Consider the following 12,960-nt stretch of genomic DNA (forward strand, 5'->3'; position numbering starts at 1 on the left):
CCACTGAAAATCAAGGGATTTTGTAAATGGCGGTATTAATTCACTAACTGCTGTTTTATATATTTTTTAGCATCCTCTAAATTTCCCTGCCTTAAATATTCCTGTATGTTTTTATCATTTAAAATTTTATATAAATAATCCCTACGTTTTTTTTGATCATTCATATTTTCTTTTAAAATATTTCTTGTGAAATTCTGGAGTTCCAACTGCAAAATATCTTCCTCCAGTATCACTTTTTGTATTCTTTTTCTTAACTCTTTTGCCATAAGAGGGCTCTTTCCACTTGTAAATATCGAAAATTGCACGTCACCTATAAAAAAAGTAGAAGGAACAATTAAATTACCATCATCAGGATAATCAGCCCTATTTAAAAGTTTCCCTTTGGCTAATTCTGCCACGCGCTCATTTAATTTGTGATCTCCAGTGGCTATTACCACGAGATCTGACCATTCTACCCATTTTTCAACTTCATCTAATGGTTTGAAAGCAGCTCCAAGATCAACAAGATCATTTGGAACTTCTTCATTTATTACAGTGACATTAGCCCCTGCTTCAATAAATCTACGGGCTCTCCGAGCCCCAACTTCCCCTGCACCAATAATTAAAACATTTTTGTTTTCCATCTGCAGGAAAAGAGGTGTCCAGCCCATTATATCACTTTTAAATTCCAATGAAAGTAAAAAAATAAAATATATTTAAAGTTTCATATTATTTGCCTGATTCTAGACTTTTCATCTTTAAAATCTTTGCAGCCATCCTTAAATCGTTTCCACATTCTTTAAGAACGGTATTTGCTTCTTCTTCTGGAATATCAAAAGCATCAGCAAGTGCCTTTACTTCTTCCTGTGATGATTCAGATACGCCTACAAGCTCTTCAGATAACTGTTTTTTAAGTTCCATGTATTCATCAGAGCTCATGTTTATCCTTCTCATTACCATATCCCTTAAAGGGCATGGTTTAGATGGTTTACAGCACCAGACAAGAGAACCAAAACATGTGCCTTCTCCTTGACCTAATTTTGTTTTTTTACCAAATTCTTCTTTTTTTGCTATATAATCTTGAGAACTGAGATTTGCATCTTCAAGTGCATATATAATTGGGCAAGGCTTAACTGGCGGACAACAAAATGCCAACGCCCTTTTGTCCCCTCCCCTACATACGTGTGATGGTGAATCTTCCCATACCATTATATTCCTCCATTAATTATAAATCTATTAAATTTAACTGAAAATCTAATTTTCAGTAATAAAACTAATTTAAATCTGAAAAAAAATATTGAATTTATTCTTCAGTAAGCATTTCTTTCTTTTCAGTTGGAGTCAAATCTTCCACTATATCCTTTGGATCTCCTATTTTGAGGATTTTCCCACCCCTCATAAGAGCAGCCCTATCACAGACATCGAGCACAAAGTCCATATCGTGTGATATTATAACAAAAGTCTGACTTAATTCATCTCTCGCCTTTATTATAGAATCTGTAACTTGAACTCTAGTTATTGGGTCCATAGTTCCAGTAGGTTCATCAAGAATAATTATATTAGGTTCTTTTATTAAAACTTGCGCCAAAGCAACCCTGTGGCGTTCCCCGCCGCTTAATTCATCAGGATATTTATTTAATAAGTTTGCAGCATATTCTTCATCAAATCCGACTACTTTAAGCGTGTATACTGCTTTCATTTTTGCAAATTCTGCAGGTAATTCTAAACTTATAGCCTCTGTTAAATTCCCTAAAACAGTTCTATGAGGGTAAAGACTGTATTCTTGGTGAAGAATACCCAAATAAGGTTTTATTCTTCCCCTTCCAAGCGGGCCAGATTGAGTCATGTCGATCCAGTTATCCCCAAGTTTTGCAGATATGTTACCTGAACTCGGCTCTGTTAACCCGTAAAGTATTCTTGAAAGAGTTGTTTTACCTGCCCCACTTAAACCAACAATACCAAAGATTTCTCCTTCTCCAATAGTCAAAGTTATGCCGTCTACAGCCTTAATTACTCCCCTTTCAATGGAGTAATAATGTTTTTTGACATTTTCCATTTCAATAATTGGACCGCCAGTTTCGAATTCCGCTTTCTTTTCAGGAAGTGGGACCTGTTTTAAAAATCTGGCTACAACTTCTTCAGGGTTACCTTCATCTATTATTTCTCCCCGCTCAAGCCATATTACATAATCAGAAAGTTTTCTCATAACCTCGGGCCAGTGCGAAGTTATAATCATTGTAGTACCCTTCTCTTTTACACCTTCCAGTAAAGCCTGGTGTATAAGTTCAGCTGTTTTCGGATCGAGTGTACCTGTAGGTTCGTCTGCAAGAAATATCATAGGTTCCTTTGCTATTTGTCTTGCAAGTACTACCCTCTGTTTTTCTCCACCACTTAGATCCCTTGCAATATGAGTTATCCTGTGGGTCATCTGCGTCACTTCAAGGAGATCTATAGCCATATAAGTGCTTTCTTCCTCATCATGACCACTAATAGATTTTAAAACATTATCAATTACAGTATCATCTTCATAGAGGGCAAATGTCCTCTGTAACATTATGGAAATTCTTTTCCTAACTGCAGCATATATTTTTCTATCAGTATCCCACAGATCAACACGTTCTGCTTCAAATTCCCCTCCGCAGGAACATTTTTGTCCCACTTTTGATGGAGGATCAGCCCGATAACATTTAGGGCAAAATGCAATATTAAAGATAATCTTACCATTATCAGGCTTATATTCCTTCATTCCACGAAGCATGTTAATGAGTACTGATTTTCCAGCGCCGCTTCTACCTAAAATTCCCAATACGCTGCCTTCATTTATAGTTATATTCAAATTTTTTAAAATTTCCACGCCACCAAATGTTTTTGTGACGTTTTCTAATTCTATAAAAGACATGCAATCACCTTTGGATATAAGTTTGCAGTAAATATGTTATATATTTGATCGTAAATATACTAATTAAAATTTAATATTTTATATCTTAGATAAATCAAAAGGAACGCTTCCTTTTAATGTAACTCTTGCTATTGATATCCCGTCTGCACCTGCAGAAAGCATATCTCGTGCAGATTTAAGATCATGGATAGAATTATTGCCTATTAAAAATATTTCAGTGTTTTCTTTAATAGTTTTTATAATATTGTAATCTGCATGGTTGTATCCATGTTTCATGGCATCTACGTGCAGATAGTCAGCGCCAGCTTTTTCAACAGCTTTTGAAACTTCAACATCATTTACATTCGGGACATTTGCTCTAATCTTAACCGATACTTTACTTTCAGCTTTTTTTACCACATTTTTTGTAAAATTGTATAATTTATGAGTATCATAAAGAAGTGCCTGTCCACAGCCAATATCCGTTATTTCAGGCTGCCTGCAGTGTGCATTTATTTCCACGACATCAATTTCAGGTAATTTCGATACTTCAACGATAGGTTCAAATGAAACTGAGCGTAGATTGACAGATACAATTCCGTTCCAGGAATTTTTGATTATATCTGCTTCTTTTTTAATGGAATGTATTACATTTTCTTCATTTAGGTTGAACTCATGCCTTCCTCGTTTAATAATACTGCATCCTGCATTTATAGTCGGCTTATCTAAGTTATAGCCACCAAGTGTTACCATGTCAAAACCATAAGGAGCCATTTTCAGGCAAAAATTCCCATCGGTTATTCCTGCCATTGGCGCTAAAACTTCAATAAAATCACCTGTAAAAAAATTATTAAATTAAAGTAAAAAAATGTAAATGGAATAATTAATCAGCTATTTTTTGTTCATTACATGAACAAGATCATAGGTAACTCCACCCCTTATCTCTTCAAGAGCTAGATCTGCCAGATTAGCAGCTTTTTCAGCAGTAGGAGCTTTTCCAATACCTGCTTTAAGTGCTATGTTGGTTTCGTCTTCGATCTCTTCTACTATTTTTAGGAGTCCTTCAGGACTGAGCCCATTACATGGAGACATAAAATTATCTCCACCTATAAAGAAGACGAGTGAACCTTTCTCGATTAATTTTTTCATTAAAAAGTGTTGAACTCTATTTACAATAAAAGAAGTATCATAAGCTGGAATTATATCAGTTAAAGAATCTGTAATTCCATTTATATCTATATGGGCAATTTGAACGAAGCTGTCCTCTTTATTTACAAGACCATCTATAGCCAGAACTTCCTTTCGTTCTTCAGATTGTGCCCCACCGTAATTTTGAAGAACTGCTGTAGCATCTCTTTGAGCCTCATAGGGCGTTTCAGCTGCTGCAACACCCATACTCACAGTTATTGGGTATCTATTACCTATTGATTTCTGGATTCTTCTATGGTCATCCATATCTACATTGTTAGTAATTGCAAGCATGTTATCAAAACGTGTGAAGAAAACAAGCCCACCTTTAGCTGCAAATTGTCTTTGAAGATCAGCATAAAGCTCTGATTGCAGGATTTGAAGATCTGCTTCAGCCCTTGGAGCAGGAGTGACTGTCCACGGGCCATAATTATCAATTTGAATTAAAGTCATCTGTATCATAAAATTTCACCCAAAATAATTCTGGCTAACCTCACTTTATCATTGATGGTCTTCATGTTTGTGTTTGTTATAACGACCTTTGATATTAGTTTTTCTATTTTTTTCTCAGATTCTGTGTCCTCAACATCTATGATAAACTTGTCCATAAATTCTTTATAAATTGTTGCAACACCTTCACAAGATACCTCATGGCCCATTGCATTCATAAACTTCGCTGCGGGACCGCTTACAGGATTTCCTCCTATTATCGGAGATACTGCAACAACATAAGAGTTTTTAAGAGCTTCTTTAACTCCATTCATTGAGATTATTGGCCCTATGGATGTTATCGGATTAGATGGCCCTATTACGACCATATCTGAATCTTCAATAGTACTTATTACATCATCTGAAGGTTTAACATCTGCATATACTATATCTTCCACTTCAGGTTGTGCCTTTTTTCCAACCAGAAATTCGTGAAAGCTCATTTCACCTTCATCTGTTATAATCCTGATATTTGATTGTTCATCACTCATTGGAATGATCTTTGACTTAACGCCTAATTTTTTTCTTTGAATATCTACAACTTTAGAAAGAGGATATTTCTCCATCAACATGGTTTTTTGAATCTTAATGGCGCGATCTTTATCCCCAATCCTTAAAATCTCATTATATCCTATTTCTTTTAAAGTTTCATGGGTTATAAATGTATCTTTGTCAACACCATACCATGTATTTTCATTTATAATTCCTGCGAGAGTATACATCACAGTATCTATATCTGGTGCTATATAGTTTCCTGATATATATGTATTTTCTACTGTGTTTACAATTATGTTGATATCCTCAGGATCAGCTGTTTTGGTTATTCCCTGGATTAATTTTGGAGTTCCAGTTCCTCCAGAAAGTATTGTTATCATAGGACTCGTCTTTAAGTTTTTTTTTGTAATTAATGATTGAAGTGGAGATCAACCGTGCTGATCCCCCCATATTTAAATACTCAATATCTTTTGGAGTATATGAATGTTTTGAAAATCGCAGCCCGCAGGTTTTTAGGGATTTGATGCTTTAACTCATATATTCAAAATTCTATTTTTGAGATTTAGAGTCCTCATAAATTATTTATTTAAAGGACTCGTCTTAATATTAAAAACTTTATGATGGTTTAAATATTACTATAATTTATATAATTTAAGTTTTCCTAAATACATCATATTTTTTGGGCCTTATCAAATCCTTAGCTGTGGAACTACTGCTTTTTAATGTTTTAACGTAATTAACTCCCCTTATTACAACAACAGGTATTCCTTCATCCGCCTGACCCATTAAAATTGATGCTGCTGACGCTAATTCGTCTGCAACAGCAATACTTGTAGTTTGAAGTTCTCTGCCGTAGAGATCTTTTTCACCTTTCCGGTCCCAGAGAGCTTTCATCCCAGATATACCAATTGCTGTACCAATAGCTCCTTCTCTAAAAGCCCTGCCTTGAGTATCAGATACAATTACAACAACTTCTTTTCCAGTTAGTGCTCCTATTTTTTTCATTATAAGAGATGCGCTTTTATCTGGATCTTCAGGCATAGGTGTGGCCATATTGTCTTCCACATTTGATTCATCTATTCCTGCATTTGCACATACAAATCCATGTTTAGTTTCGCTAATTATAAAATCAGGCCCTACTTCCAGTATCTCATGGGATTCTCGGAGTATAGCCTCTACAACATGAGGGTCTTTGCCTGTTTTTTCTGCAATATCAAATGCTTTTTGAGTTGGTTCAATAGTTTTAAGATTAATTTTATTTCCCTCTGCCTTAGACACTATTGTTTCGGCTATAACAAAGATATCTCCATTTTTAATATCAATACCCTCACTATTCATGGCATCTGCTATTAAAGCAGCGATGTCATTGCCTTCTGTAATTAATGGAATATTTTCAATTCCGATGATCTTGATGTCCATATATTCACCATGCTGATATCTACTATAAAGAGCCAATTTTCCACTCATTATCCTCTGCAAATGCAGCTACTGAATCTACAGGATTGGTGAATTCCTCAAATTTTCCACCACCATATATAAATTTAGCCGCTTCTTCAGCGTTGCTACAAACAAATTCAACATCATTTGGCTTTGTATGTTCATATGTTGAAATATAACTGCATTGATCTTCTTTAACCTTTTCAACTATGATTCCATCACTTGTAACAATCCCAATATAAGAATCTCCATCTAATGTTGTAGCTCCTGCAATACGTGGAGTATTTAATTCATCTTTTTCATAATCCATTGTAAGTAGTGTTAATGCAATTGAATCTCGTATATCCATACCTGAAGCTATTTTTTCTGCAATAATATCAGTATGAGATCCATTTGTAACTACAGCAACGTCATCCACGATCCGGATACAGTTATAAGCAATGTAAGGGTTTACAAAAACGTCTTTTTCATGTCCTTCCTTTGGTACAATTGCGGCCCTGTCTTCAAATACATTTACCATTCGATTTGGAAACGACCTGCTTGAAACTCTATATGCAACAAATTTTCCTGATTCTGTGCTTCCAACTGCTAACATTCTTCCAAGATACATTTTTTCACCTGTTAAACGTATATATCAAATTATTTATTTTTTACTGTTAATTTAATTTATCAATAATTGGCCATATCCATTAACTAGGCGCTTTCACAGCCTTATTTGTCGGGAATCCCTGAGGAGTGGTTATAATGATCTCACCATTTTTAGCTTTTATAACTATTTCTCCCTCATCAATAACTTTTGTATGTACTGCAATTGCACCGTTTCGTATATAACTGGACATATCCTGCCCATTAACTGTAACTTTCTTCAAACCTGCAACTGGAACCAGATAATATTCAGATGTCCCACTGCTTTGCGTTACCTGTGGTTTTCCAGAAGTAGACTGCGTCTGATCAGCAGCAGCACCGAAGCTGCTTGTAACCATTAGAAATATGAGGATTGTAAAAACAACATCGATAAATGGAACCATGTTAAATCTAGGAGTATTTTTCTTCACTTTGTTTTTATATCTGTTCACGTCTAAAACCATTAAATAACTTCCTTTACATTTAAAGAGTTCTAACTATTACTGCATTAATTTACTTTCAATAATCTCGGCTTTAGTATTGCATTTTTCCATAATTATGTTGTGAATACTTTTCTCAAGCATACTGGGTTTTAAAGCTACTAAAACGTTTGCATCATAATCTTCGATTTCTTTAACTTTTACAATTCCCTCAGCTTCTTTTAAAGCTTCAACAGCCATTTCTGGATTAGTTACTACTTTTATTCTCATAACTGCAGAGTTCCAGTTGGTCATCTTCTTAGCTATCTCTATTTTATCCATTTCATCTTCTATTTTGCCTGTGATATAAGAATGAAGAGGGACTAAAATTATTGCAACAGTAAGTCCCGCTATAGTAGTAATTAAAGCTATATAAATTCCTTCCGCCATTCCTGATGAGCTTGCGCCCATTCCAAGAGCTCTAAATGTGTACCACATACCTAAAACTGTTCCTATTAATCCTAAAAGAGGGGAAATTTCAATTATCATTTTAATTGTGCCCAGACCTTTAGTCATTCTTCCCATCTCAACTATAAAAACACGTTCCATTGCATCTTCAACCTCGGTTTTATTTCTGTAACCTATTTTTAAGGCCTCTGAAATGATTTTTGAGACAGGATTTTGATATTTGCCTATTGAACGCAGTGCTTCAAGAGACCCTCCCTTTTCCATTGCATCGTTCACTGTTCCCATAATTAATGGTGGAGAAACTTTTGATATCTTGCGTAAATAACGAATTTTCTCAAGGGAAGCTAAAAATCCATATACTCCGATAATAGTTATTATGTAGGTTATAATTCCTCCGCTTTGGAACATCTCCAGTATAATACCAAAGTTACCGCTTAAAAACTCATATATCATTGTTATCCTGGTCCTACTGATTTTAGTATGTTTCAGTTTAGTTGTTGTGTGTCCTTTTAATAAATCTATCAAAATCAAAGCTGAAAAACTAATGTTTTATGCTCAAACCCGTATGTTTGAGAGTTTTGTAAACATTCAAAATTCTTTAATTTTGATGCATCGAAACCATATTTCAAATACTTTCGAAATCTAGGATTTCGAATGCGCAAACATAAATGTTTGCAAGTTTATGATCTTCGTTTGTGCTAATGATTTAAAATAGTTACTGAAATTTTTATTATTAAATTAATTATCAGTATGATTACTTTTACTTTTTTTATATCACTGTTTTAAAAAAGAATTTATTCTGGATCTAATTAAGAAATTTAAAAAAAAATAGGTTTTTATGAATGTATTTTACATGTTCTTTTTAACTGTAGCCCATGAACGCCTTACAAAATCAGGTAAATTTTCATAGGTAAACCTCTTTAAAAATGCAATTGTTTTAGGATCGCTGGGGTATCCTGACCCAACATCTTTATATTCTTTCCTTATTTTATCAATTGCCGAATCACGTTCAACTTTAGCAACTATAGACGCCGCTGCCACAATTGGAAACTTATCTTCAGCTTTATGTTCCGCTATAACCTTGAGATTCTCCCGGACACTCTCCATTTCATCGCGAAATCTTTGAGGTTTAACATCTAAACAATCTATATAAGCCACATCAGGTTCAAAATGCCCTATAACTTTTTTCATGGCTATTTTTTCAATTTCATTTAAATTGACATCTTTAGCCCTTAAATTATCGATGTCTTTAGCTTCTATGCTAACAGTGTAAGATTCTGCAATTTTGTTTATTCTCCTTGCAAGTACTTTTCTTCTTCCAGGAGTTAATCTTTTAGAATCTTTTAACTCAAGCCTTTCAAGCTTTTCAAGCCTATCATCTTCAATTGCTACTCCGCAAACAACAAGAGGTCCGATTACAGGGCCTCTACCCGCTTCATCTATGCCGATTATTTTCATTGTATCTAAAAAAGTTTGTTAATTTTAAAATAAAAAGTTTAGTATTTAATTTAAGAAAAAAAATTGAGAAATAAGTAATTGACTTATTTCATAGCTTTCAGACGTACTTCTGGTTCAAGTGCCCGTGGTTCTGCAGCTACAATAGCAGCTCCTTTTGCGACTACAGTCATTGGGTCATCTGAAATTTCTACAGGAACGCCGACTTCTTCATATATCCTTTCTTTTAATCCTCTAAGTTGTGATGTTCCACCAACAACTACGGTTTCTTTGTAAACCCCGGATATAAGTTCAGGGGACATTCTCTCAAGTATGACTTTTAATGCTTCAATAAGTTCAACTACAACTGGTTCTGCGGCTTCTGCTACCAGTGCTGAATCTAATTCAACTTCTTTTGGTTTGTTAGTTTCCATATCTTTTCCAATTGCAGTGGTCTTTATAGCTTCAATATCGGAACCAGAATGGACCATTCCAACTTCTATTTTAGCTTTTTCTGCTTCGTGAATTCCTATCTGGACATTGTATAACTCTTTAACTTTTTCCACAATGTTATCATCAATATTATCTCCACCAAGTCTTACTGTTTCGATATCAGTAATTCCACCAAGAGAGATAACCACAATATCACTTGATCCAGCACCAATATCAATTACCATTGTACCAGATGCTTCTGCAATTGGTAATCCTGCACCTATAGCTGCTGCAAGACCTTCACTTATAACTAAAACATAGCTTGCTCCAGCTTTTCTACCGATTTCTTCTACAGCGTTCTTCTCGACTTCAGATGCATCTCCAGGAATACCTATAACTATCCTATCAATATGATCCATGGAGTCTCCTGCTCCTTTATCCATAGCGTAAATAAGGAGAGCTTCTGCCTGAGCTACACTTTCTATAACTCCTTTTCTTAGTGGCCTTACTGCTATAATGTCCTCTGGTGTTCTTCCAAGCATTAATTTTGCATCTTCACCTACTGCAAGCACATAAGATGGATCTTCTTTTTTTACAGCTACTACTGATGGTATTTTATAAAGATCAAATTTATCTCCTGAAGGTTTTGCGACAACGGTGTTAAGTGTACCTAAATCAATTCCTAAGGTATTTGTTATCCCTTCCTTCCTCACTTCTTCTGTTTCTTCCTTCTTTCCAAAAAGATTCATTTTATTCCTCCTTTAAAATATCATTAAACCTTATTACAAATATTTTGTTTGACTTTGCAATTTCTTTGATCTTCTCTATATATTCTTCTTCAGTTGATATTAAAACTGTTGATAAAGCCACATCTGCCATTTTAAATAAAGGGTCAGCAATATCTCGAGCAAATTTCGGTAACCATCGAGTTATGTAAACATCAGATTCTATAAAACCAGTAGTTTTATCTTCTAAAAGAAATGATGCCTTAGCTGTGCTTTTTTCCAGGTCACCTAAGAACTTTTTAATATGATCCTCAGGCCCTACAGCCAGAATTAAGTTGGGTTCCTCCCCAATATAATAAGGGGCTATTTTAAGGGAAGCTCCGCCGTCTTCTTTAGATATTAAACTTAGATTTCTAATTTTATCCGCGTCACCATATAACATAATAAAATCAAATTTTTTGGTTACAAATGACTCTCTTGAGGTAATGTGTTCCCTGCAAAGTATCTTCACTCTTTCTTTATCTAATATAGCTTCATATGCAATATTATTAATCATTTCTTCATTACCGGCTATTACACACCATATTTTATCTGAAGTTTGCATTGTTGAAACTTTTGCAGCTTTCCTTAAAGTCTTAATTTTGTTTTCTATCATCAATACCACGTCTTACTTCTCATGGTAAAACTCCACACATAATAATAAATAATTTTTTAAATAGGTTCTAACCTTTGAAAATCTGTCAAAAATCTTTGATTTTTTCATGCAGTCGGACACGAAGTGTTCATGGCCTACAAATCTTTGATTTGTGGCCGAGAAAACGTAGTTTTCCACGGCATCGAAAACCAACTGTTTTCTAAATTTACAAAATCTTCGATTTTGTAAAGCAAACACTGCCAAAGTGTTTGGCACAACGAAAACTGAGTTTTCGTATGCTTTGTGTTTGCATGCTTCAATTTTCAATGCCTGCAAAAACCAAAGTTTTGCAGATCACAAAAAAACCTATGGTTTTTTTGAGGATTTTAGAAAAAGCAATGCTTTTTCTAACTCTTGAAACATTCGAAAATTTTCAATTTTCGGTGCCGAAAATCATAGATTTCCGATCCCAAACGCAAAGCGTTTGAGGTTGAAAGAAACTCTCAAAATCCTACGGATTTTGGAGCACTCAAACACTATGTGTTTGTTAGCTACGTTTCTTGAACTGTAAAATCGGAGATTTTACAGGTCCCCAAAAAATTCATAGAAATTTTTGAGTATTTTGCATACTTATTTTAATATACTATTACAATTCCTACATATAAAAAACTATAAATAAATATGCCCAAATTTATCCCAATAGTACTCCCAATATAATTATGTTCTATAATATATGACAATTAAGCAGAATAATTATATAAACTTTTATGAATTGATAAGATAGTAAATTAAATGCATATCCCCCATCTAAAAGAAAATTAAATAAATTCTTTTTTAAACAATATGGATGTGTTAAAGTTCTATTTTTAGTATTGACACTCATTTAAGCATGAAAAAGATTCAAAATTTCAAGTGCAAATCAATTCATGAAAGACATAATTTATACCAATAATTTTTATAGATGGAACATAGAAAATCTGTAAATCCATTACATTTGTAAATTCATTACATTCATTAACATTCATTAAAAATTTGTGATTCTCATGTTCGTTAAAGGAACTTTAAAAAAAGCAGGAGTATTTTTAACTTTAGCAGTCTTACCATTTTTATTTGGATATTTCTTAGTAAGCCTAATCTTATTTTCCATTGTAGCGTTTATTATGCAGTTTTTCAGAGATCCAAATAGGAGGGTGCCTCACGAAAAAGGTGTTGTAGTGGCCCCAGCAGATGGTAGAGTACTCAAAGGACAAATTGACAAAATAGAGATAGTTGAATACGATGATCCCCTAATGAAACATATATTAAAAAAAGGGGAGCAAGGGGTTCGGATAAGTACATTCATGTCTCCTTTTGATGTCCACGTGAATAGATCTCCTGTTTCTGGAAAAATTGTAAAAACCAAACACTTCTCTGGAAAATTTAAACTGGCATTTAAGGATGCTGAAACCGAAACTGAAAAAGAAAAGAATTTGATAGTAATTGACTCAGAATATGGAAAAATTGGAGTTATTCAAATTGCAGGTTTTGTAGCAAGGCGTATAGTTCAATATGTCAATGTAGGAGACAGTGTCGAAATAGGAGAAAGATTAGGAATGATCAAATTTGGATCTAGAGTAGATTTAATTGTACCCTACGAAAAATGTAAATTAATGGTTAAAGAAGGTCAAAAACCAAAAGCAGCAGAAACAATAATGGCTAAAATGGTAATAGCTAATTAAATACGTACAATTTTTTCTAAATATACTGTTTCAATCTGCA

The 12,960-nt window shown here is 34.1% G+C and carries 14 protein-coding genes; 1 reads left to right on the forward strand and 13 read right to left on the reverse strand.

The window, feature by feature from the left end:
• Positions 1–35: 35 nt before the first annotated feature.
• From AAGU07_RS06530 to AAGU07_RS06590, 13 genes are all read right to left on the reverse strand, one after another.
• Positions 36–650, reverse strand: coding sequence for a bifunctional precorrin-2 dehydrogenase/sirohydrochlorin ferrochelatase (locus AAGU07_RS06530; protein ID WP_342458324.1), 615 nt, complete (start codon positions 648–650; stop codon positions 36–38).
• 58 nt (positions 651–708) lie between these two features.
• Positions 709–1,188 (reverse strand): methanogenesis marker 9 domain-containing protein, encoded by a 480-nt coding sequence (locus AAGU07_RS06535; protein ID WP_342458325.1) that lies wholly within the window; start codon positions 1,186–1,188, stop codon positions 709–711.
• Between the two features lie 94 nt (positions 1,189–1,282).
• Positions 1,283–2,878, reverse strand: coding sequence for a methyl coenzyme M reductase system, component A2 (gene atwA / locus AAGU07_RS06540; RefSeq protein ID WP_342458326.1), 1,596 nt, complete (start codon positions 2,876–2,878; stop codon positions 1,283–1,285).
• A 78-nt stretch (positions 2,879–2,956) separates the two neighbouring features.
• Positions 2,957–3,667, reverse strand: coding sequence for an MJ0144 family RNA dihydrouridine synthase-like protein (locus AAGU07_RS06545; protein WP_342458327.1), 711 nt, complete (start codon positions 3,665–3,667; stop codon positions 2,957–2,959).
• Positions 3,668–3,748: 81 nt separating this feature from the next.
• On the reverse strand, positions 3,749–4,507 hold the full coding sequence (locus tag AAGU07_RS06550) for a GTP cyclohydrolase III (RefSeq protein WP_069582740.1): 759 nt from the start codon (positions 4,505–4,507) through the stop codon (positions 3,749–3,751).
• A complete protein-coding gene (gene cofD / locus AAGU07_RS06555; RefSeq protein WP_342458328.1) occupies positions 4,504–5,409 on the reverse strand; it encodes a 2-phospho-L-lactate transferase in 906 nt (301 codons plus the stop codon). The genes AAGU07_RS06550 and cofD overlap by 4 nt, the downstream gene beginning before the upstream one ends.
• Positions 5,410–5,680: 271 nt before the next feature.
• A complete protein-coding gene (locus AAGU07_RS06560; protein WP_342458329.1) occupies positions 5,681–6,448 on the reverse strand; it encodes a coenzyme F420-0:L-glutamate ligase in 768 nt (255 codons plus the stop codon).
• A 22-nt stretch (positions 6,449–6,470) separates the two neighbouring features.
• Positions 6,471–7,076: an IMP cyclohydrolase gene (locus tag AAGU07_RS06565; RefSeq protein ID WP_342458330.1), complete on the reverse strand. Its 606-nt coding sequence runs from the start codon at positions 7,074–7,076 to the stop codon at positions 6,471–6,473.
• 79 nt (positions 7,077–7,155) lie between these two features.
• Positions 7,156–7,554, reverse strand: a complete 399-nt coding sequence (locus AAGU07_RS06570) for a biopolymer transporter ExbD (RefSeq protein ID WP_342458331.1) — start codon at positions 7,552–7,554, stop codon at positions 7,156–7,158.
• Between the two features lie 36 nt (positions 7,555–7,590).
• Entirely contained in the window at positions 7,591–8,430 is an 840-nt protein-coding gene (locus AAGU07_RS06575) for a MotA/TolQ/ExbB proton channel family protein (protein WP_342458332.1), read from the reverse strand.
• A 396-nt stretch (positions 8,431–8,826) separates the two neighbouring features.
• A complete protein-coding gene (gene rnhB / locus AAGU07_RS06580) occupies positions 8,827–9,435 on the reverse strand; it encodes a ribonuclease HII (protein WP_342458333.1) in 609 nt (202 codons plus the stop codon).
• An 83-nt stretch (positions 9,436–9,518) separates the two neighbouring features.
• The gene (locus tag AAGU07_RS06585; protein ID WP_342458334.1) at positions 9,519–10,592 is read right to left on the reverse strand and encodes a rod shape-determining protein; all 1,074 of its coding nucleotides are present in this window, start codon (positions 10,590–10,592) and stop codon (positions 9,519–9,521) included.
• Between the two features lies 1 nt (position 10,593).
• The gene (locus AAGU07_RS06590; RefSeq protein ID WP_342458335.1) at positions 10,594–11,223 is read right to left on the reverse strand and encodes a hypothetical protein; all 630 of its coding nucleotides are present in this window, start codon (positions 11,221–11,223) and stop codon (positions 10,594–10,596) included.
• A gap of 1,022 nt (positions 11,224–12,245) precedes the next feature.
• On the opposite strand from AAGU07_RS06590, the gene AAGU07_RS06595 reads away from it, so the two are divergent.
• The gene (locus AAGU07_RS06595) at positions 12,246–12,920 is read left to right on the forward strand and encodes an archaetidylserine decarboxylase (RefSeq protein ID WP_342458336.1); all 675 of its coding nucleotides are present in this window, start codon (positions 12,246–12,248) and stop codon (positions 12,918–12,920) included.
• Positions 12,921–12,960: the final 40 nt, after the last annotated feature.

Source organism: Methanobacterium sp., from assembly GCF_038562635.1.
In the GTDB taxonomy this organism is placed as follows: Archaea; Methanobacteriota; Methanobacteria; order Methanobacteriales; family Methanobacteriaceae; genus Methanobacterium_D.

Excerpts from the sequence above, each read along its gene's own strand:
- AAGU07_RS06530 (WP_342458324.1), bottom strand. The coding sequence starts at position 650 with ATGGGCTGGACACCTCTTTTCCTGCAGATGGAAAACAAAAATGTTTTA.
- AAGU07_RS06535 (WP_342458325.1), bottom strand. The coding sequence starts at position 1,188 with ATGGTATGGGAAGATTCACCATCACACGTATGTAGGGGAGGGGACAAA.
- atwA (WP_342458326.1), bottom strand. The coding sequence starts at position 2,878 with ATGTCTTTTATAGAATTAGAAAACGTCACAAAAACATTTGGTGGCGTG.
- AAGU07_RS06545 (WP_342458327.1), bottom strand. The coding sequence starts at position 3,667 with ATGGCAGGAATAACCGATGGGAATTTTTGCCTGAAAATGGCTCCTTAT.
- AAGU07_RS06550 (WP_069582740.1), bottom strand. The coding sequence starts at position 4,507 with ATGATACAGATGACTTTAATTCAAATTGATAATTATGGCCCGTGGACA.
- cofD (WP_342458328.1), bottom strand. The coding sequence starts at position 5,409 with ATGATAACAATACTTTCTGGAGGAACTGGAACTCCAAAATTAATCCAG.
- AAGU07_RS06560 (WP_342458329.1), bottom strand. The coding sequence starts at position 6,448 with ATGGACATCAAGATCATCGGAATTGAAAATATTCCATTAATTACAGAA.
- AAGU07_RS06565 (WP_342458330.1), bottom strand. The coding sequence starts at position 7,076 with ATGTATCTTGGAAGAATGTTAGCAGTTGGAAGCACAGAATCAGGAAAA.
- AAGU07_RS06570 (WP_342458331.1), bottom strand. The coding sequence starts at position 7,554 with ATGGTTTTAGACGTGAACAGATATAAAAACAAAGTGAAGAAAAATACT.
- AAGU07_RS06575 (WP_342458332.1), bottom strand. The coding sequence starts at position 8,430 with ATGATATATGAGTTTTTAAGCGGTAACTTTGGTATTATACTGGAGATG.
- rnhB (WP_342458333.1), bottom strand. The coding sequence starts at position 9,435 with ATGAAAATAATCGGCATAGATGAAGCGGGTAGAGGCCCTGTAATCGGA.
- AAGU07_RS06585 (WP_342458334.1), bottom strand. The coding sequence starts at position 10,592 with ATGAATCTTTTTGGAAAGAAGGAAGAAACAGAAGAAGTGAGGAAGGAA.
- AAGU07_RS06590 (WP_342458335.1), bottom strand. The coding sequence starts at position 11,223 with ATGATAGAAAACAAAATTAAGACTTTAAGGAAAGCTGCAAAAGTTTCA.
- AAGU07_RS06595 (WP_342458336.1), top strand. The coding sequence starts at position 12,246 with ATGTTCGTTAAAGGAACTTTAAAAAAAGCAGGAGTATTTTTAACTTTA.